The sequence below is a fragment of the Isoptericola sp. NPDC056618 genome (assembly GCF_042792715.1).
GTDB lineage: Bacteria > Actinomycetota > Actinomycetes > Actinomycetales > Cellulomonadaceae > Isoptericola > Isoptericola nanjingensis.
This window is the reverse complement of the sequence record NZ_JBHTVZ010000021.1, coordinates 55,222-74,166: the sequence shown is the minus strand read 5'-3', so window position 1 is coordinate 74,166 and position 18,945 is coordinate 55,222. Positions and strand designations below refer to the sequence as shown.

The window sequence follows — 18,945 nt, the reverse complement described above, 5'->3', positions numbered from 1 at the left end:
GCCGCCGCCAGGGGATTGCCCACCACGCCCGGGTGGTCACCAGGTCAGGGTGACCGGGCCGATCAGCCCGGACGGGCGGCGGTCGCCCTCGTACCAGTTCGCGGCGCTGTTGCTCACCAGCACCTCGACGGTGCGGGAGCCCGGCGCGAGGGCGCCGAGGTCGACGACGTACGGCGCGGCCGGCGCGTGCCCGGCGACGACGCCGTCCACGCTCACCGTGGCGGCGTCCCCCACCTCGCCCAGGTCGAGGCGTGCCGTGACCACGCCGTCCGGCACGTCCACCTCGGCCGTGTAACGCACGGACCCGGAGAGCCGGCGCAGGCCGGGCACGTGGGTCCAGTCGCCGAGCCGCAGCTCCGGGGGCACGACGTCGGCGGGGCCGTCCGCGATCGCGTCCGGGTCGCCGACCACGCGCTCGACCGTGCCGCGCCAGCCGGTGACCTCGACGCGGCGCCTTTCCGCCGGGCCGACCGTCGCGACGGGGTGCCCGGCGGCCGGGACCAGGGCCAGGGTGCGGCGACGCGCCAGCTCCAGGAGCACGCGGCCGTGGTCGTCGCGCTCGACGGCGTGCCGAGCGTCGGTGAACGGGTCCCACCAGCACGCGTCGTCGGGCACGGACGGCAGCCGCAGCCAGGAGCGGATCGGCGCCTCGCCCTCGTGGAAGACGACGTACCCCGCGCCGCCGGAGAGCACCACGGCTCGCAGGTCGGGCGCGGCGGGCTCGGCCTCCACCACCGGGGCGCCGGCCGCGCGCAGATCCTCCTTGAGGGTGACGACGTCGGGGACGCCGTCGGCCGGGTCGAGCAGGACGGCGTAGCCGGCGGCCGCGCGCTCGTCGTCGCGGTCCACGTACCCGAAGTCGACCTGCGCCTTCAGCAGCGCCCGGACGACCGGGCCGGACGGCGCGGCATCGGCGCGGCTGAGCACGCCGACCGGCCAGACCGGGGGCGCGGCGTCGAGCAGCTGCGCCACCCGCAGCACGTACCGGACCAGCGGCGGCAGGTGCGGCCACCAGGAGTTCCACGGGCCCAGGTCGGGCTCGCTCTCGAACGCCCGCCCGCCGCGCACGGAGGAGAAGAACGCGTGCAGCACGGGCGTCGTCACCCCGCGCGACAGGTACCAGTCCAGCAGCCAGCGCGCCTCGTCCAGGCTCAGCCGCCAGCCGTACGCGCCGAGCACCTCCGTCACCGCCGGCACCCCGCCCCGGGAGCGGGCGGCGCTCGCCGCGACCTTCGGAGCGGTGCTCTCCGGGCCGTCGAGCCCGCTGGTCGCGGCATCGTCGCCGGGCAGCACCCAGCGCCACACCGTGTCCTGCCCGGGCCAGTGGAGGCGCGCGGCGGTGCCCAGGTCGTCCGGCTCGGCAGGGTGCCCGGTCAGCGCGAGGCCGCGCGCGGCGCACCACGCGGCCTGCGCGTCGTAGTACACGCGGTGCAGCCGCGCCCGGACCGCGTCCTCCCAGTCGCGCACGAACCCCGTGGCGCCGGGGTCCGTGCCGCCGGGGCGCGTGCCCTCGCCGTCCCACAGCTCCGGCAGCCGGCGCAGCACGTCCGCCTCGCTGATCCCCAGGGCGGCCGCGACCACTGTCTCCAGGCCCGGCGTGTACGGGCGGGCGAGCGGCCGGTGCCCGCGGCCCAGCAGGAACGGCTCGTCGGTGAACATCGCGACCACCGTGGTGCCCAGGTGCTCCCCGAGCGCGCCGGCGTAGGCGTCGTGCGTCAGCTCCAGGAACGCCGCGACGGCGTCCGGGTTCAGCAGGTCCGCCGCGGGCGGCGCGAGCGCCGACCCGTCGTCCTGCTCCGCGTGCGCCCCGCGGATCGTGCCCCCGCTGGCCGCGTCGAACACCGCCGTGACGCGCCACGCGCCGGGCGGCAGGTCCAGCCGCACCAGCCCCGGCGCGCGCACCGGCAGCAGCACGGCGTCGTCGTCCGTGCCGTCCACGCGCCGCGCGACGACGGCGAGCAGGCGTGCGTCGAGGTCGCGGCCCAGCGCGGGCCTCCAGTACCCGGCGTCCGCGGGGTCGCCCGTCGGCGCGCCGACCTGCACGTCGACGTCGTGCGTCACCGGCACCAGGCACCGGGCGGCGAACGCGGGGTCGCGCGCCACGACGGCGCCGTTGGCGGAGCCGGACGGGTACGACGCCTCGTCGTACAGCATCACCGCCAGCCCCAGCCGCGCGCACTCGTCGACCGCGACGCGCACCAGCCGCAGGAACTCGTCCGTCAGGTAACCCACCCGCCGGCTCAGTCCGACGCGCGCGCTCAGGGTCACGCCGACGAACCCCGCGCCCGCGATCTCCCGGAGCTGCGCGAGCACGACGTCGTCGTCCAGGTCGTCGTTCCAGAACACGAACGCGTACGGCCCCACCGGCCCGGCCCCAGGCCGCTGTGGGTGCGGGTCGGTCATCCGTCGACCCGCACCACGCGCACGGCGCCGGCGGGCACGGCGAGGGTGCCCTCGACCGCGTCGCCGCTCAGCAGCTCCGTGCCGGTCACCGGGGCGCCCGGCGTGCCGAGCGTCGCGTCGGCGTCCGTGTGGTTGATGGCGAAGAGCCACGATGTCGCGGCACCGGTCGCGCCGTCGTCGGCCCACCGCCGCACGACCTCCACGCCCGCCGGCGCGACGACGTCGGGCACCACGCCTGCCTCGGCCACGAGGCGCTCGGCGAGCGCGCCCAGGCCCGCGTCGTCGAGCCGCGTCGCGACGTACCACGCCCGCCCCGCCCCGACCTCGCGGCGGGTGACCGCCGGGCTCCCGGCGAGGGCGCCGTCGTCGTACGACGCGACCACCTCGGTGCCGTCGGCGACGTGCGTCTTCTCGGTCCACAGGTCGGCCGTGGCCTCGCCCCCGACGGCCTTGCCGACCACGCGGACCGACTCGGGCTGCTGCAGCGGGTGGAACTCCTCGGTGCGCACGCCGAGCAGGTCGCGGAACGCGCCCGGGTAGCCGCCGAGGCGGACGTGGTCGTGCTCGTCGACGATGCCGGAGAAGTAGGTGACGACGACGGTCGCCCCGCGCTCGGCGGCGGCCGCGACGTTCGCGGCGTCGGCGTCCGTGACGACGTACGTCGTGGGCAGCACGACCAGGTCGTAGCCGTCGAGGTCGGCGCCCGGCGGCACGAGGTCGGTCGTGACGCCGAGCCGCCAGAGCGCCCGGTACCAGGCCTGGACCTGGTCCATGTAGCGCAGGTCCTGCGTGGGGTGCGAGTCGAGCTCCGAGCCCCACCACGACGGGTAGTCGACGACGACGGCCGCGCGCGACCGCACCCGCGAGCCGCGCACCTCGCCCAGCGCCCGCAGCGCGCGGCCGAGCGTGACGACGTCGCGCCAGACGTCGGAGTCCCGGCCGGCGTGGGGCACCATCGCCGAGTGGTACTTCTCGGCGCCGGCCTTCGACTGGCGCCACTGGAAGAACATCACCGCGTCCGCGCCGCGGGCCACGTGCTGCAGCGAGTTGCGCAGCATCTCGCCCGGGGCCTTGGGCGTGTTGCGGGGCTGCCAGTTCACGGCCGACGTCGAGTGCTCCATGAGGATCCACGGCGCGCCGCCCGCGACGCCGCGCGTGAGGTCGGCGGAGAACGCGAGGTCCACGTGCCGCTCGGGGTCCGCGGGGTACGTGTAGTGGTCGTTCGCGACGACGTCGAGCTCCGGCCCCCACGAGAAGTAGTCCATGCCCCGGCAGTGCGCCGTCGCCATGAGGTTGGTCGTGACAGGGACGTCCGGCGTGATCTCCCGCAGCGTGTCGCGCAGGTCGAGGTAGTAGTCGAGCAGCGTGTCGGAGGAGAACCGGTGGAAGTCGAGCTGCTGCGTCGGGTTGGCGAACGTCGGTGCGACCAGCGGCGGCAGCACGTCGTCGAACGACCCGTAGCGCTGCGACCAGAAGGCCGTGCCCCACGCCTCGTTGAGGGCGTCGACCGTGCCGTAGCGCGCGCGGAGCCAGTCGCGGAACGCCGCCGCGGCGGAGTCCGAGTAGTCGCGCGGCACGTGGCAGCCGATCTCGTTGTCCACGTGCCAGACGGCGAGCGCCGGGTGGTCGCGGTAGCGCTCGGCGATGCGGGTGGTCATGCGCAGCGCGTAGTCGCGGTGGACGGGGTGGGTGACGGCGTAGGCCTGGCGGCCGCCCTGCTGCAGCACGGTGCCGTCGGCCAGCCGGGGCAGGATCTCGGGGTGCTTGCGGGTGAGCCACGGCGGCGGCGACGCGGTGGCGGTGGCGAGCGCGACCCGGATGCCGGCGGAGTGCAGCCGGTCCATCGTCTCGTCGAGCCAGGTCCAGTCCAGCTCGCCCTCGCGCGGCTCGATCGTGGCCCAGGAGAAGATCGCCACGCTGAGGATGGTGACGCCCGCCTCGCGCATGAGCTCGAGGTCCTCGAGGCGCACGTCCTGGGGCCACTGCTCGGGGTTGTAGTCACCGCCGAAGCCGAGACCGTCGAGGCCGGCGTTCCAGGGGCGGGGGGTCGGGGTGGACTCCGGTGTCGTGCGTCGTCGCATGACCCGAGTCTTTCATGTATCGATTCAATGGGGAAGCGCTTGCCGTGGCTCGCCTGCACCAGCGTCGCCGGGCATGACGCCAGGCCGCAGCGACCACCGCCGCCCTACCACCCGGTCACCGTCGCCCACCGCATCGATAGCTCGAGCCCGACCGGCGCAGGTTCGCGCGCTGCCGCGATGGGTACACCAGCGCGCACGGCCCCTGTGCCACCGAACACCCGGCCGCAACAGGACCGGGCTTGGCGTCACGCGTCGTCGAGCGCCAGGACGGGCCGCTGGGCGGGCGCCTCCCTGCCCGTGATCTCGACCGATTGCCGGGTTCCCCAGGAGACGTTGCTGACGGTGGCCATCGCGTACCAGCGCAAGACACGCAGGAAGGTCACGGACCACAGGCCGACGAGGGGGGCGCAGGCCAAGACGGCCAGTCGCTGGCCCGTCGTCTGGTCGTTGCGCCGCAGCGCGAGGTAGGTCGAGGCGACGATGAGCTGGACGCTCCCGACGATGCACGCGCCCAGGAGGATCGTCATGGGGTTCAACAGCGCGCCGGAGGCGAGGACCACGACGAGGGCGACGGTGGCGGCGGCGTACTGTGCCCACCTGGCTACGTGGTACCAGTAGGAGAACCGTCCGAGGGGCAGGCTGCGGAGCCGGGTGCCCGACCGCAGGAAGGACCCCCGCATCCAGCGCAGCTGCTGGCGCCGGTGCCCGTCGAAGGTGGACGGCATCGCCGTGAACGCGAAGGCGCTGGGCTGGTGGACCGTCCGCCCCCGCTGCTGGGCGAAGAGGGTCAGCAGGCTGTCGTCCGAGGTGTGTACTGGACGCCCGCGGAAGGTCTCGGTCAGGTACTCGTCGACGTGGTCCCACAGGATGGCGGCGCGATACGTCGCCATCCCGCCGGAGTTCACCAGGACGGCGCCGGCCCGCGACAGCGCCGCACGGTCGACCATCTGCATGGACAGGTACCAGACCTCCTGCATGCGGGTCAGGACGTTGGTGCGGTAGTTGGTGACGAGGATCGTGCCCGCCACCGACTGGACCTGGGGGTCCTCGAACGGTTGGAGGCTCTCCTCGATCGCCCGCACGTCGAGCTGGGTGTCGCTGTCGACGGTGACGTAGAAGTCGGCGTCCCGGTAGGTGCGCGCGCCGGCGACCTGGGCGCTGCGCTTGCCGCCGTTCTCCTGCCGCTGCCAGGTCGAGGTGACGCCCGCGCGCGACGCGGCCTCGGTGAACCAGTCCCGCACCGTGGCGTAGTCGCCCGTGGTGGACCCGTCGTCGACGACGCAGACGGCGGCCGGCGGGTGGGTCTGGCGCAGCAGCGCCTCGAGGTTGCCGCGCAGGATGTCGTCGGCCTCGTTGTAGACCGGGACGAGGACGGCGACCCGCGCGGCGGCCAGGCGCGCCGCGCCGTCGGGGGACGCGACGGCAGGTCGGTCGAAGGCGGCGGTTGCGAGCTGCCAGACCAGGAAGGCCATGCCGGCGACGTACACCCACAGCACCGGGCTGTGGCCGGTCACGAGGAAGGCCAGCCGATGGGTGGCCCAGACGATGTCGAGCCCCGCCCCGGCGACGAGGACCCAGCGGACGCGGCCCGGGACCCGCGTGGCGCCGAGGGGCGCGTGCTCCTGTGATGGTGCGGTCATGATGCTCTCCGGCGATGACGTATCGAGTGGAATGGACGTGGTCAGAGCCGGTCGGAGGCCTGGTCGAGCGTTCCGGTGGTGTCGAAGAAGCGCTGCGCCGTCGCCGCGAGGCCGGACAGGTCGTAGGCGCTGTGCTTCTGGACGAGGATGACGAGGTCGGCCTCGGCGACGGCGGCGCGCAGGTCCTCGTCGTCGACGCGCCGGACACCGGGCTCGTCCCAGGCCGAGACGTGCGGGTCGTGGTACTCGACCTGGGCGCCGTGGCTCAGCAGCGCCTGGGCCAGGGGGCGGGCGGGCGTCTCACGGTCGTCGGAGATGTCCCGCTTGTACGCGACGCCGAGGAGGACCACCCGGGCGCCTCGCAGGGTGATGTCCGCGTCGTTGAGCAGGTCTTGGCTGCGGCGCGCGACGTATGCGGGCATCCCGACGTTGATCTCCTGCGCCAGCTCCGCCATGCGGAGGGGCCGGCCGGTCTGCTCGCGCAGGTGGGCGCTGAGGTACATGGGGTCGATCGGGATGCAGTGCCCGCCGACGCCGACGCCGGGCCGGAACGGCTGGAAGCCGAAGGGCTTGGTGGACGCGGCTCCGATGACGTCCCACACGTCGATGCCGAGGTCGTGGCACGCCTGGGCGAGCTCGTTGACGAGGGCGATGTTCACCTGGCGGTAGGTGTTCTCCAAGAGCTTCGCGGTCTCCGCCTCGCGGGGTGAGGACACCGGCACGACGCGGTCGACGAACGCGGAGTAGAGCGCGGTGGCGCGGTCGGTGCAGGCCGGGGTGAGACCGCCGACGACCTTGGGCGTGTTCCGGACGCCGAAGGTGCCGTTGCCCGGGTCGACCCGCTCGGGGGAGAAGGCGAGGTGGAAGTCGGCACCGGCCGTGAGCCCGGACTGTTCCGAGAGGATGGGGGCCACGATGTCCTCCGTGGTGCCCGGGAACGTGGTGGACTCCAGCACGACGAGCGTGCCCGGCTGGAGATTGCGACCCACCGTCACGACGGCGCTGCGGACTGCGGAGAGGTCCGGCCCGCCGTCGGCTCCCAGGGGCGTGGGTACGCAGATGACGACGGCACGGGCACGGCGCAGCAGCCGCTCGTCCGTGTCGGCGACGAAGCCCGCCGCCGCCATCGCGGCGACCTGGTCGTCGCTGATGTCGTCCACCGCCGAGCGGCCGGCGCGCAGCCCGTCGACCCGGGCCTCGTCGATGTCGAAGCCGGCCACACGCAGGCCGGAGGTGCTCGCCTCCTGCGCCAGCGGGAGGCCGACATAGCCGAGCCCGACGACGGCGAGGTCGAACGTGGCGGTCGCGCCGCGCGGGGCGGTCGCGGGGACGGCCGTCGGGGTGGTGGCCGGGCGGGTCGTGGTGACGGTGGTCATGATCGCGCTTCTTTCGAGGTTCGGGGTTGAACTCTTCGTGCTGACACCTTTAGTATGCATGTATACACGGATACAAACAAGAGGAGGTGACACAGATCATGAGCGACGGGATGCCGATGGTGACCGGTGGTGGCGCAGCAGTGCTGGCCATGACCGGAGTACAGGCGAGCCTGGGCTGGTTCGTCCTGGCCGCCGCGGGGCTGGTCCTCGCCGGTGCCGTCCTGCTGCGCGTGCGGAGCAGGCGCGCGGCACGACGCGGATGACGCGAGCAGTGCACACACAGCGGGCCGGCCGCCCTCGGGCGTCGGCCCGCCGTCGTACCCGGAACCCCGCGTGCTCGGCAGGCCCGACACGGCCCGCCGCGCTCCAGCCTCTAGTCTCGTCCCGAACCGATGGAGGAACCGTGCCGCTCAGTCCACCCCGCCGTCCCCTTCCCGCCACGAGCGCCCTCGTCGACGGCGTGTACCAGGTGCTGCTCGACGCGATCGTCTCGGGCGAGCTCGCCCCCGGCGAAGTCGTCAAGGAGTCCGAGGTGGGGCAGCTCCTCGGCGTGTCCCGCACCCCCGTACGCGAGGCGTTCCGCCGACTGGCCGAGAGCGGCCTGCTCCGTATCGAGGTCAACCGCGGCAGCCGGGTGGCGGACCTGGACCCCGACCATCTCAGGCAGGTGGGCGACGTCCTGGCCGAACTGGTCGGCTACGCGAGCCGCCTCGCCCTGCCGCGGCTGTCGGACCACGACGTGCGCTGGCTCGAGACGCTCAGCGAGGAGCAGCTGCGGACCGCGCTCTCCTCGCCCGAGGACTACCCGCTTCGGGCGATCGAGCTGCACGACTTCTTCATCGCGCGAGCAGACAACGCGGTGCTCGCGACACTGACGTCCGCACTACGGCCCCACATCCAGAGGCTCGTGTTCGCCAGGCAGGGCCTCCTGGTGCATCTGGAGCAGGCCCAGCAGCTCGCGGCGATCTCAGCGGCGGTCCGCGAGGGCGACGCCGATCTGCTTCAGACCATCGTCAGGGCGTACTGGCACTACTTCACGGAGCAGATGCTCGCGAACGACTGACGGCGGCCGCCTTGCGGTCGGCTCGCCGACGCGAGCCGTCACATCGCGGCACCCGCGCTCGTCCCCAGCCGATGAACCCGGTTGTTCCGGGTGAGTTCTCCTTGCCCGCTCGAGGCGTTCGACGTCCGGCCCGCCGAGCACCCACCGGTGCTCCGTGGGCCGGTGCGCCCTGAGCGCGGTGCACGGTCGACAGTCGAGGCGGTGGGGTCAGCCGACGCCGATGGTGGACTCGCGGACCACCAGCTCGGGCTGGAACGTCACCTGCTCGACGACGTCGTCCGGGTCCAGCAGCAGGTCCGCCGCGCGGTGGCCGAGCTGGTGCGTCGGCTGGCGCACCGACGTCAGCGGCGTGGCCAGCTCGCCCGCGAAGGTGACGTCGTCGTACCCGACCACCGCCATGCCGGACGGCACGGGGACGTCGGCGGCGCGGAGCGTGCGCAGGGCGCCGAGGGCGGTGAGGTCGTTGACGCACATCGTGGCCGTCGGGCGCTCGGCGAGTGCGAGCACCTGCTCGGTGCCGGCCTGGCCGCCGTCGGCGTTGAGGGTGGAGATCGTGATCTCGACCAGTGCCTCGGCGGGGTCGAGGCCGAGCTCCACGAGCGCGTCGTGCAGGCCGGCGCTGCGGTCGGCGCACTGGCGGATGGTGTGCGGGCCGTTGAGGAAGGCGATCCGCTCGTGCCCGAGGTCGACGAGGTGGCGCGCGGCGGCGGCGGCGCCCGCGCGGTCGTCGACGGCCACCGACGACAGGGTGTCGACCGGCGACGGGCGGTCGAGCAGCACGACGCGCAGCCCCCGGGCGCGCAGGGTCTCCAGGTGCTCGAGGTCCTGCGTGGCCGGCACGACCATGACGCCCTGCACGCCGTGCTCCTCGAAGAGGCGCAGGTAGCGGGCCTCGCGCTCCGGCTTCTCGTCGGAGCTGGCGAGCATGAGGGTGTAGTCCGCCTCCTCGAGGCGGTCCTCGATGCCGCGCGCCACGTCGGTGAAGAACGGGTTGGAGACGTCGAGCACGATGGCTCCCGCCGTGGTGATCGTGCCGGCGCGGAGCTGGCGCGCGGACCCGTTGGGCACGAATGCGAGGTCGTCGATGGCGGCGAGCACCCGCTCGCGCGTGGCCGGGGAGACGCGGTCCGGACGGTTGAGCACGTTCGAGACCGTGCCGACCGACACCTTGGCCTGGCGCGCGACGTCGCTGATCGACGCGCGGCGGCGGGGGGCGGTCGTCGTCATGGGCTGCTCCTCGGGTTCGGGCGCGTCGTCGCGCCTGGGCTCCAGCGTAGAGGTACCTGGGCGCCGGTCCGGTTGCTGCCCGGCGCCGTCTCGTGTTGCTAGGTTTCATGCTATGAACCGTTTCACCGATGACGGCGCAACGACGCACGTCTGTTTCGTGTCCCGCGTACGGCGCGACCGGCTCGAGGAGTACAAGGCGGCCCACGCCGCCGTCTGGCCCGAGATGCTCGAGGCGCTGGCCGACACCGGCTGGCACGACTACCGCCTGTTCCTCGGCGCCGACGGGCTGCTCGTCGGCGTCCTGCGCACCGACGACTACGAGCGCGCCCAGCGCGACATGGCCGCCCGCGAGGTGAACGAGCGCTGGCAGGCCGCGATGAAGGACTTCTTCGAGCCGGCCGAGGGGCGACCGGACGAGGGGTTCGTCCAGCTCGAGGAGGTCTTCCACCTGGAGTCCCAGCTCGAGGCCGCGCGCCGCGCCGACTGACCGCCCGCGACCTGTCAGGACCTCGCACACATAAGCCTGCTCTCGGCCCTGACGGCTCCCAGCGCTCGCGAGTCGTCAGGACTACGTTCACGTCTACGTGCTCCTGGCCCTGACACGTCGGCGGGCGAGGGTTCGAAGATGCGCAGACGGTTGACGCCGCCTCGCGCCCCACCTAGGCTATGAAACGATTCAAAGCGCGGTCGCCCCGCCGGCCGCACCAGCACCGCGCGAGGGAGCGCGGACGAGGAGGAGACATGACGGCGACGACGCCCGTGCTCGACGCACGGCTGCGCAAGGCACTCGGCGAGCAGACGATCGAGCTGCCCTCGTGGGCGTTCGGCAACTCGGGGACCCGGTTCAAGGTGTTCGGCACGCCCGGCACCCCCCGCGACCCGTACGAGAAGATCGCGGACGCCGCCCAGGTGCACCGCTACACGGGCATCGCGCCGCGCGTGTCGCTGCACGTCCCGTGGGACCTGGTCGACGACTTCTCCGACCTGGCCCGGCACGCCAAGGAGCACGGCGTGACCATCGGGATGATCAACTCGAACCTGTTCCAGGACGACGACTACAAGCTCGGCTCCCTCACGCACTCCGACCCGGCCGTGCGCCGCAAGGCGATCGCCCACCACGTGCAGTGCATCGACGTCATGCGTGCCACGGGGTCCAAGGAGCTGAAGGTCTGGCTGCCGGACGGCACCAACTACCCCGGCCAGGACTCGATCCGCGCCCGCCAGGACCGGCTCGCCGAGTCGCTCGCGGAGATCTACGCGCAGCTCGACGACGACCACCGCATGGTGCTCGAGTACAAGTTCTTCGAGCCGGCGTTCTACCACACGGACGTGCCGGACTGGGGCACGTCGCTGCTGCACTGCCTCGCCCTGGGCGAGAAGGCGAACGTCGTGCTCGACACGGGCCACCACGCGCCCGGCACCAACATCGAGTTCATCGTGGCGCAGCTGCTGCGTCAGGGCCGCCTCGGCGCGTTCGACTTCAACTCGCGCTTCTACGCCGACGACGACCTCATGGCCGGCGCCGCGGACCCGTTCCAGCTCTTCCGGATCATGCACGAGATCGTGCAGGCGGACGCGCTGCGCCCGGAGTCGGGGGTGAACTTCATGCTCGACCAGTGCCACAACATCGAGGACAAGATCCCCGGCCAGATCCGCTCCGTGATGAACGTCCAGGAGGCCACGGCCAAGGCGCTGCTGGTGGACGCCGAGGCGCTCGACGCCGCCCAGCGCTCCGGCGACGTGCTCGGCGCCAACGGGGCGCTCATGGACGCCTACAACACCGACGTGCGCGGCCTGCTCGCCGACCTGCGCGCCGAGCAGGGCCTCGACCCCGAGCCCATGAAGGCGTTCGCGGCGTCGGGCTACCTCGCGCAGATCGCGGCCGAGCGCGTCGGCGGCCAGCAGGCCGGCTGGGGCGCCTGAGGATGACGACGACGGCAGGGGCGACGGCTGAGACCACCGTCGTCGACAGGGTTGTCGACGGCCCGCACGGTGACCTCCCGGTGCGGGTCTACACGCCGGGGACGACGCCGGTCGCCGGCCTCGTGTGGGCGCACGGCGGGGGCTTCATGCACGGCGACCTCGACATGCCCGAGGCCGACGGCGTCGCGCGGGCGCTGGCGGCGTCCGGCGTGCTCGTCGTCAGCGTCGACTACCGCCGGGTCCTCCCGTTCGACGAGGAAGCGGTCCGGTCCGGCGCCCGCGCCGGGCGGGTGAGCGCGGAGGGCGTCCGCTTCCCGGTGCCCTCCGAGGAGGTCGGCTTCGCGTACGACTGGGCGCTCGGGGCCGACCTCGGCGTGGCGCCCGAGCGTTGGTCGATCGGCGGCGCGAGCGCGGGCGGCAACCTCGCCGCCGGCGCCTCGCTGCGGCTGCGCGACGCCGGCACGCCGGTGCGCAGCACCGTGCTCGCCTACCCGGTGGCGCACTACGCCCTGCCGCCGCACCCGGACGAGCTCGCGGCCAAGGTCGAGGCCATCGGGGGCAGCTTCCCGCCCGAGCTGGTCGCCGCGATGAACGACAACTACCTCGGGCACGCCGACGGGCCGGCGTCGCCGTACGCGTTCCCGGGCGGTGCCGGGGACGACCTGCGCGGGCTGCCGCCGACGTTCGTCCTGACGTCGGACAGCGACGGGCTGCGCTCGTCCGGCGAGGCGTACGCCGCGGAGCTGTCCGCCGCCGGGGTCGACGTCCTGCTCGTCCGCGAGGACGGCACCACGCACGGCCACCTCAACCAGCCCGACCACCCCGGCTGCGCGCGCAGCCTCGCGCGGATCGCCGCGTGGCTCACGACCGACGCCCTCGTCGGCGCCTCGCACGAGCCTGCGCGCTGAACCCCCCCGACCCCTCTGACCGCACCCACCCCCGTCCGTCGGCCGACGGACCGACCACCGGAGCACCGATGACGAAGCAGACCGTCAACCCGACCGTGGAGGCCCTCGTCGCGCGGTCGAACCGCCTGGGCGCCGACCCGCGCAACACGAACTACGCCGGCGGCAACACGTCCGCCAAGGGGATCGAGAAGGACCCGGTCACCGGGCAGGACGTCGAGCTGCTGTGGGTCAAGGGCTCCGGCGGCGACCTCGGCACCCTCACCGCGAAGGGCCTCGCCGTCCTGCGGCTCGACCGCCTGCGCGCCCTCACCGAGGTGTACCCGGGCGTGGAGCGCGAGGACGAGATGGTCGCCGCGTTCGACTACTGCCTGCACGGCAAGGGCGGCGCCGCCCCGAGCATCGACACGGCCATGCACGGCCTGGTCGACGCCGCGCACGTGGACCACCTGCACCCGGACGCCGGCATCGCGATCGCGACCGCCGTCGACGGCCCGGAGCTGACGCAGAAGATCTTCGGCGGCAAGGTCGTGTGGGTGCCGTGGCGCCGTCCCGGCTTCCAGCTCGGCCTCGACATCGCGGAGATCAAGGCCGCCCACCCGGACGCGATCGGCACGGTGCTCGGCGGGCACGGCATCACGGCCTGGGGCGAGACGGCCGAGGAGTCCGAGGCGAGCTCGCTGTGGATCATCGAGACCGCCGCCGCGTACATCGCCGAGCACGGTGCGCCGGAGCCCTTCGGCCCGCCCCTCGACGGCTTCGGCGCCCTGCCCGACGACGAGCGCCGCGCCAAGGCCGCCGCGCTCGCCCCGCACCTGCGCGCCGTCGCGTCGCACGACAAGCCGCAGGTGGGGCACTTCACCGACGCCGACGTCGTGCTCGACTTCCTGGCGAGCGCCGAGCACGCGCGCCTGGCGGAGCTGGGCACCAGCTGCCCCGACCACTTCCTGCGCACCAAGGTGAAGCCGCTGGTCGTGGACCTGCCGGCCACCGCCACGGTCGAGGAGATCGTGGAGCGGCTGCCCGAGCTGCACGAGGCGTACCGCGCCGACTACACCGCGTACTACGAGCGCGGCGCCGCCGAGGCCCGCGCCCGCGGCGAGGAGCCGCCCGCCATGCGGGGCGCGGACCCGGCGATCGTCCTCGTGCCCGGCGTGGGCATGTTCTCCTACGGCGCGGACAAGCAGACGGCGCGCGTGGCGGGGGAGTTCTACGTCAACGCGATCAACGTGATGCGCGGCGCGGAGGCCCTGTCCACCTACGCCCCGATCGACGAGTCGGAGAAGTTCCGCATCGAGTACTGGGCGCTCGAGGAGGCGAAGCTCCAGCGCAAGCCGAAGCCCAAGCCGCTCGCGACCCGCATCGCGTTCGTCACCGGCGCGGCCTCCGGCATCGGCAAGGCCATCGCGACCCGCCTCGCGGCGGAGGGCGCGTGCGTCGTCGTCGCCGACCTGGACCTGGCGAAGTCCGAGGCCGCCGCGACTGAGATCAACGAGATGCTCGGCTCGACCGACGTCGCCGTCGGCCTGGCGGCGAACGTCGCCGACGAGGCCGCCGTGCAGGCCGCGCTCGCCGACGCCGTCCTCGCCTTCGGCGGCGTGGACATCGTGGTGAACAACGCCGGCCTGTCGCTGAGCAAGTCGCTGTTCGACACCACCGAGGCGGACTGGGACCTGCAGCACGACGTCATGGCCAAGGGCTCGTTCCTCGTGGCCAAGAACGCCGCGCGCATCCTCGTGGACCAGAAGCTCGGCGGCGACATCGTCTACATCTCGTCGAAGAACTCCGTGTTCGCGGGCCCGAACAACATCGCGTACTCGGCCACCAAGGCCGACCAGGCGCACCAGGTGCGGCTGCTGGCCGCCGAGCTCGGCGAGCACGGCATCAAGGTCAACGGCATCAACCCGGACGGCGTCGTGCGCGGCTCGGGCATCTTCGCCTCCGGGTGGGGCGCCAACCGCGCCAAGACGTACGGCATCGAGGAGCAGGACCTGGGCAAGTTCTACGCCCAGCGCACGCTGCTCAAGCGCGAGGTGCTGCCCGAGCACGTCGCCAACGCCGTCTACGCGCTGTGCACGTCCGACTTCTCGCACACCACCGGCCTGCACGTGCCCGTCGACGCCGGCGTGGCCCAGGCGTTCCTGCGGTGACGGGCACGACCCCCTCGACGGCGGAGGGCACCCTCGCCGCCGTCGACCTGGGCGCCACCAGCGGGCGCGTCATCCTGGGCCGGTTCGGCGGGCGCGAGGGGCTGCGGCTGCAGCACGTCGCGCGGTTCCCCAACGACCCGGTCCGTACGCCCGACGGCCTGCACTGGAACCTGCTGGAGCTGTACCGCCAGGTGGTGGACGGGCTGGCCGCGGCCGAGCGCGAGGCGCCGGGGGAGATCCTGGGCGTCGGGATCGACTCGTGGGCCGTGGACTACGGCCTGCTGCGCGGCGGCCGGCTGCTCGGCGTGCCGTACCACTACCGGGACGCGCGCACGGCGGACGGCGTGGAGCGCGTGCACGCGCGCGTGGACGCCGCGGCGCTGTACGCGCGCAACGGGCTGCAGCACCTGCCGTTCAACACGGTGTTCCAGCTGGCCACGGAGGGGCCGCTGCTCGACCTGGCCGACCGGCTGCTGCTGGTGCCCGACCTGCTCGCCCACTGGCTCACCGGGGCCGAGGTCGCGGAGCGCACCAACGCCTCCACGACCGGTCTGCTCGACGCGCGCACGGGGGAGTGGGACACGGGCCTCGCCGACCTCGTGGGGATCCCGGCCGGGATCCTGCCGCCCCTCGTCGACCCGGGGGCGTCGCTCGGGGCCCTGCGCCCCGACGTCGCGGAGCTGGTCGGCCGGGCGCTCGAGGTCACGGCCGTCGGCTCGCACGACACGGCCTCCGCCGTCGTCGCCGTGCCCGCCACCGACCGGGACGTCGCCTACGTCTCGTGCGGCACCTGGGGGCTGGTCGGCCTCGAGCTCGACGCGCCGGTGCTCTCCGAGGACGCCCGCCTCGCCGGCTTCACCAACGAGGGCGGCGTCGACGGCCGCACGCGCTTCCTGCACAACGTCATGGGGCTGTGGCTGCTCAGCGAGTCGATCCGCACCTGGGAGCGCGAGTCCACGGCGGCCCAGCGCTCCAGCACCCTGCAGGAGCTGCTGGCCGAGGCGGCGCACGTCACCGCGCCCGTCGCGGTCTTCGACGTCGACGACCCGCGCTTCCTGCCGCCGGGCGACATCCCCGGGCGGATCGCCGACTGGTGCCGCGAGCACGGCCGGCCCGTGCCGGCCACCCGCGGGGAGTACGTGCGCAGCATCGTGGAGAGCCTCGCGCAGGCGTTCGCGGACGCCGTCACGACGGCCGCGCGGCTCGCCGGGCGCACCGTCTCGGCCATCCACGTGGTCGGCGGCGGCGCGCAGAACACGCTGCTGTGCCAGGCGACGGCGGACCGCTCCGGGCTTCCCGTGGTCGCCGGCCCCGTCGAGGCCACCGCCATCGGCAACCTGCTGGTGCAGGCCCGGGCCCGAGGCCTCGTGGACGGCGGCCTGGAGGACCTGCGCGCGCTCGTCGCCGCGGCGTTCACGCCCGAGCGCTACGCCCCGCGGTAGAACCCGCCGGACGCCGCGCCGTGGGTCGCCAGGCCCTGCGGCGCGTCGACGGGCGCCCGGTCGGCGGTCGTGAACCGCGCCCACACGTGCTTCTCGCCGCGGTCGGTGCAGTACCAGCCGACCTCGTCGGCGATCGTCTTCGCGAGGCGCAGGCCGTGGCCGCCCTCGCCCGGCTCCCGGTCGTGCGGGACGACGGGCGGGGCGTCCGGGCTGTGGTCGGCGACGTCGACGACGGCGACGTCGCCGTCGCACAGGAGCCGCGCGACCACGGGCGGCCGGGCGTGCTCCAGGGCGTTCGCCACCAGCTCGCTCGCCACCAGCACCATGCGCTGGCGGCCGGACAGCCCGCCGACGTCCGCGGTGGGGCCCACCTGCGCCGCCGGGCAGTCGCACGGCAGGCGCGCCTCGAGCGCCGCGCGCACGTCCGCGAGGTCGTCGACGGTGCGTACGGCCCACGCCCCGACCACGTCGAGCCGCCCGACGGGGACGGCCTCGACCGGCGTCACCGGCGCACGTCCGGAACCATGCAGCAGCCTCCTGTGGCCACGGGGGATGGGTGCCTTCCGAGGGCCGCGACAGCGGCCTGAACCGTCGTCGACCCTACTGCCCCGAGGCCGCCCCCGCGCGCGCTGTGACGAACGTCGTGGTGAGCGCGGCCCACGCCCGCGGACCGCGCTCACCATGCGTCAGGTCAGCGCCAGGGCGCCCACCCGTCGTCGCCGGCCAGGTACGCCTCGCGGGTGTGCGCGGCGGCCTCGTCGTCGGTCAGCTGCGGGCGGCCGTCGACGACCTCGCCGGCGGGCGCGGCGCCCGGGCCGGCGTTGCGGTACTCCCGCATGAAGTCGTCGCGCCACGACCAGCCGCTCATGTCCGACCAGGCGGGCGTGCCGACGTGCGCGCCCAGCCACGAGTCGCGGACGACGACCGACGGGTCGACGAGCGGGTTGCTGCTGGGGTGCCACGGGCGGCCGAGGAACACGGTGCCCGCCGCGGCGTCCGACGTGAACCGGGTGCCGGTGAACAGGAAGCCCTTGCCGCCGGGCACGGTCGCCGGGGCGGCCACGTACCCGTTGTTGGTCGCGGACCCGCGGTCGAGCGAGCGGATCTCCGAGTCCTCGACGACGAGGGTGCCGCCGCCGTAGACGAAGTCGACGTCGCCCTCGATGTACGAGCCGGTGACCCAGGTGCGCGCCGCCGTGGCGCCGGAGCCCGGGTCGGCCAGGTACGTGTCCTGGTTGCCGAGCAGGCGCACGCCGTCGAGCACGGTGCGGTCGCCCGACGTCCGCAGCGCGAGCGCCTGGCTGCCGCCGTTCGCGGCCTCGTCGTAGGCGTTCTCCACGGTGAGGTCGCGCAGCGTGACGTCGTCGGCCAGCACGGACAGCACCGGCGAGCCGGTGTGCCCGAACGTGCCGCCGTAGAACTTGGCCTGGCCGGCGGCGAGGTCGTAGGTGAGCACCACGTCCTCCGGGTCGCCGGTGGCGCCGCGGATCGTGATCCCGTCGGCGCCGGGCCAGACCCGCACCACCTCGCGGTAGACGCCCGGCTCGACGACGACGTCCACCGGGTGCGGCGACCGCGACGCCGCGCCCACCGCGGCCCCGATCGACGCGTAGTCCCCGGTGCCGTCGAGCGCGACCGTGACCGTGCGGCGGACCTTCTCCGGCGCGCCGAGGGTGCCCGCGCCGGCCGTGACGATGCGGGTGACGTCGGCGACGGCGTCGGGCGTGTACGCGTACCGCGCGGCCGGGTCGAACGTCGGGCCGGTGTCGTCCTTGCGCCCGCGGATGGTCGTGAACCGGTTGTCGCGCGAGTCGACCTTCGACGCCGGGTCCTTGGCGACGATCGCGTCCTCGCCGTTCGAGTACACGCTCGACTCGACGACGAGCTGCGACGCGCCGCGCGACATCGTGCCGTACTGCGCCTGCCCGTCGAACCAGTTGTTGTAGAGGTGGCCGGCGGCGACGTTGTCGATGCTCGCGTTGCGCTGGTAGGTGTTCGAGAACCGGTTGTGGTGCATCGTGATCTCGGTGACCACGTTGTCGGTCCAGCCCACGCCCACCGTCTTGTTGTGGTCGTGCAGGTAGTTCCACGACAGCGTGACCGCCGTGGAGTCCTTGCGGACGTCGATCAGCCCGTCGCCCAGGCGCGTGAGCTCGTTGTGGTCGATCCACACGTGGCTGGAGGTGTCGACGCGGATGCCGTCGTTGTCGTTGTCGGCGCTCTTGCCGTCCCAGTCGCCCGGCACGTACGAGTCGCGGAAGCGCAGGTTGCGCACGACGACGTTCTCCACGTGGTCGAGCCGCAGCCCGACGCCGACCAGCTCGGCGCCGGACGCGAACCCGACGATCGTCTTGTCGCTCGCCACGTCGATCATCGAGCCGAACTCGGCCGGCTCGATGGTGCCCTTGACGTAGATCGTCAGCGGTTCGTCGGACGCCGCGGCCTCGGCGAGCGCGGCCGCGTCGCGGACGGTGACGGAGCCCCCGCCCGCGCCGCCCGTGGTGCCGTGCGGGAGGTCGTCGGTGGGCGTGGAGGCGAAGCCCGTCGCGACGGGCGACCAGACGGGCCCGTCGGCCGTCGTCGTCGTGGGCGCGCCGATGCGCTCCAGGACGGCGGCGCCTGCCGCGGCCGGGTCGCCGTCGGACGGCGCCGCCTGGGCGGCGGGGGCGAGCAGGGTCAGGGCCAGCACCGGGGCGCCGAGCAGCGCGGCGGCGCGGGTGGTCGTGAGTCTCATC

14 protein-coding genes are annotated in these 18,945 nt (G+C 73.8%); 7 read left to right on the top strand and 7 right to left on the bottom strand.

Features of this window, described 5'->3' with window-relative positions:
- Positions 1 to 36: 36 nt before the first annotated feature.
- From ACFQ8T_RS19240 to ACFQ8T_RS19225, 4 genes are all read right to left on the bottom strand, one after another.
- The gene (locus tag ACFQ8T_RS19240; RefSeq protein WP_430548087.1) at positions 37 to 2,403 is read right to left on the bottom strand and encodes a hypothetical protein; all 2,367 of its coding nucleotides are present in this window, start codon (positions 2,401 to 2,403) and stop codon (positions 37 to 39) included.
- Entirely contained in the window at positions 2,400 to 4,484 is a 2,085-nt protein-coding gene (locus ACFQ8T_RS19235; protein ID WP_430548086.1) for a beta-galactosidase, read from the bottom strand. Before ACFQ8T_RS19235 ends, ACFQ8T_RS19240 begins: the two co-directional genes overlap by 4 nt.
- Positions 4,485 to 4,729: 245 nt before the next feature.
- Entirely contained in the window at positions 4,730 to 6,124 is a 1,395-nt protein-coding gene (locus ACFQ8T_RS19230; RefSeq protein WP_430548085.1) for a glycosyltransferase, read from the bottom strand.
- 41 nt (positions 6,125 to 6,165) lie between these two features.
- Complete coding sequence (locus ACFQ8T_RS19225) at positions 6,166 to 7,500, bottom strand: nucleotide sugar dehydrogenase (protein WP_430548084.1); 1,335 nt, start codon at positions 7,498 to 7,500, stop codon at positions 6,166 to 6,168.
- A gap of 98 nt (positions 7,501 to 7,598) precedes the next feature.
- Between ACFQ8T_RS19225 and ACFQ8T_RS19220 the strand changes: the two genes are divergently transcribed.
- Both ACFQ8T_RS19220 and ACFQ8T_RS19215 read left to right on the top strand, forming a co-directional pair.
- Positions 7,599 to 7,763: an LPXTG cell wall anchor domain-containing protein gene (locus ACFQ8T_RS19220; RefSeq protein WP_430548083.1), complete on the top strand. Its 165-nt coding sequence runs from the start codon at positions 7,599 to 7,601 to the stop codon at positions 7,761 to 7,763.
- Positions 7,764 to 7,903: 140 nt separating this feature from the next.
- Positions 7,904 to 8,563, top strand: coding sequence for a GntR family transcriptional regulator (locus tag ACFQ8T_RS19215; RefSeq protein ID WP_430548082.1), 660 nt, complete (start codon positions 7,904 to 7,906; stop codon positions 8,561 to 8,563).
- A 207-nt stretch (positions 8,564 to 8,770) separates the two neighbouring features.
- On the opposite strand, the gene ACFQ8T_RS19210 is transcribed toward ACFQ8T_RS19215, so the two are convergent.
- Entirely contained in the window at positions 8,771 to 9,790 is a 1,020-nt protein-coding gene (locus tag ACFQ8T_RS19210) for a LacI family DNA-binding transcriptional regulator (protein WP_430548081.1), read from the bottom strand.
- Between the two features lie 112 nt (positions 9,791 to 9,902).
- Here ACFQ8T_RS19210 and ACFQ8T_RS19205 point away from each other — a divergent pair, with 112 nt between their 5' ends.
- The 5 genes from ACFQ8T_RS19205 (at position 9,903) to ACFQ8T_RS19185 (ending at position 16,210) form a co-directional block, all read left to right on the top strand.
- On the top strand, positions 9,903 to 10,277 hold the full coding sequence (locus ACFQ8T_RS19205) for an L-rhamnose mutarotase (RefSeq protein ID WP_430548080.1): 375 nt from the start codon (positions 9,903 to 9,905) through the stop codon (positions 10,275 to 10,277).
- A 254-nt stretch (positions 10,278 to 10,531) separates the two neighbouring features.
- Positions 10,532 to 11,713, top strand: a complete 1,182-nt coding sequence (gene rhaI, locus ACFQ8T_RS19200; RefSeq protein ID WP_430548079.1) for an L-rhamnose isomerase — start codon at positions 10,532 to 10,534, stop codon at positions 11,711 to 11,713.
- 2 nt (positions 11,714 to 11,715) lie between these two features.
- Complete coding sequence (locus ACFQ8T_RS19195; protein WP_430548078.1) at positions 11,716 to 12,621, top strand: alpha/beta hydrolase fold domain-containing protein; 906 nt, start codon at positions 11,716 to 11,718, stop codon at positions 12,619 to 12,621.
- Positions 12,622 to 12,689: 68 nt separating this feature from the next.
- Positions 12,690 to 14,768 carry a bifunctional aldolase/short-chain dehydrogenase gene (locus ACFQ8T_RS19190; protein ID WP_430548077.1) on the top strand — a complete coding sequence of 693 codons (2,079 nt, stop codon included), beginning with the start codon at positions 12,690 to 12,692 and terminating at the stop codon, positions 14,766 to 14,768.
- On the top strand, positions 14,765 to 16,210 hold the full coding sequence (locus ACFQ8T_RS19185) for a rhamnulokinase family protein (RefSeq protein ID WP_430548076.1): 1,446 nt from the start codon (positions 14,765 to 14,767) through the stop codon (positions 16,208 to 16,210). Before ACFQ8T_RS19190 ends, ACFQ8T_RS19185 begins: the two co-directional genes overlap by 4 nt.
- Here the strand turns inward: ACFQ8T_RS19185 and ACFQ8T_RS19180 are convergent.
- On the bottom strand, positions 16,195 to 16,716 hold the full coding sequence (locus ACFQ8T_RS19180) for an ATP-binding protein (RefSeq protein WP_430548075.1): 522 nt from the start codon (positions 16,714 to 16,716) through the stop codon (positions 16,195 to 16,197). The two genes, ACFQ8T_RS19185 and ACFQ8T_RS19180, sit on opposite strands and share 16 nt — an antisense overlap.
- A gap of 185 nt (positions 16,717 to 16,901) precedes the next feature.
- Positions 16,902 to 18,944, bottom strand: coding sequence for a pectinesterase family protein (locus tag ACFQ8T_RS19175; protein WP_430548074.1), 2,043 nt, complete (start codon positions 18,942 to 18,944; stop codon positions 16,902 to 16,904).
- Between the last annotated feature and the right edge of the window lies 1 nt (position 18,945).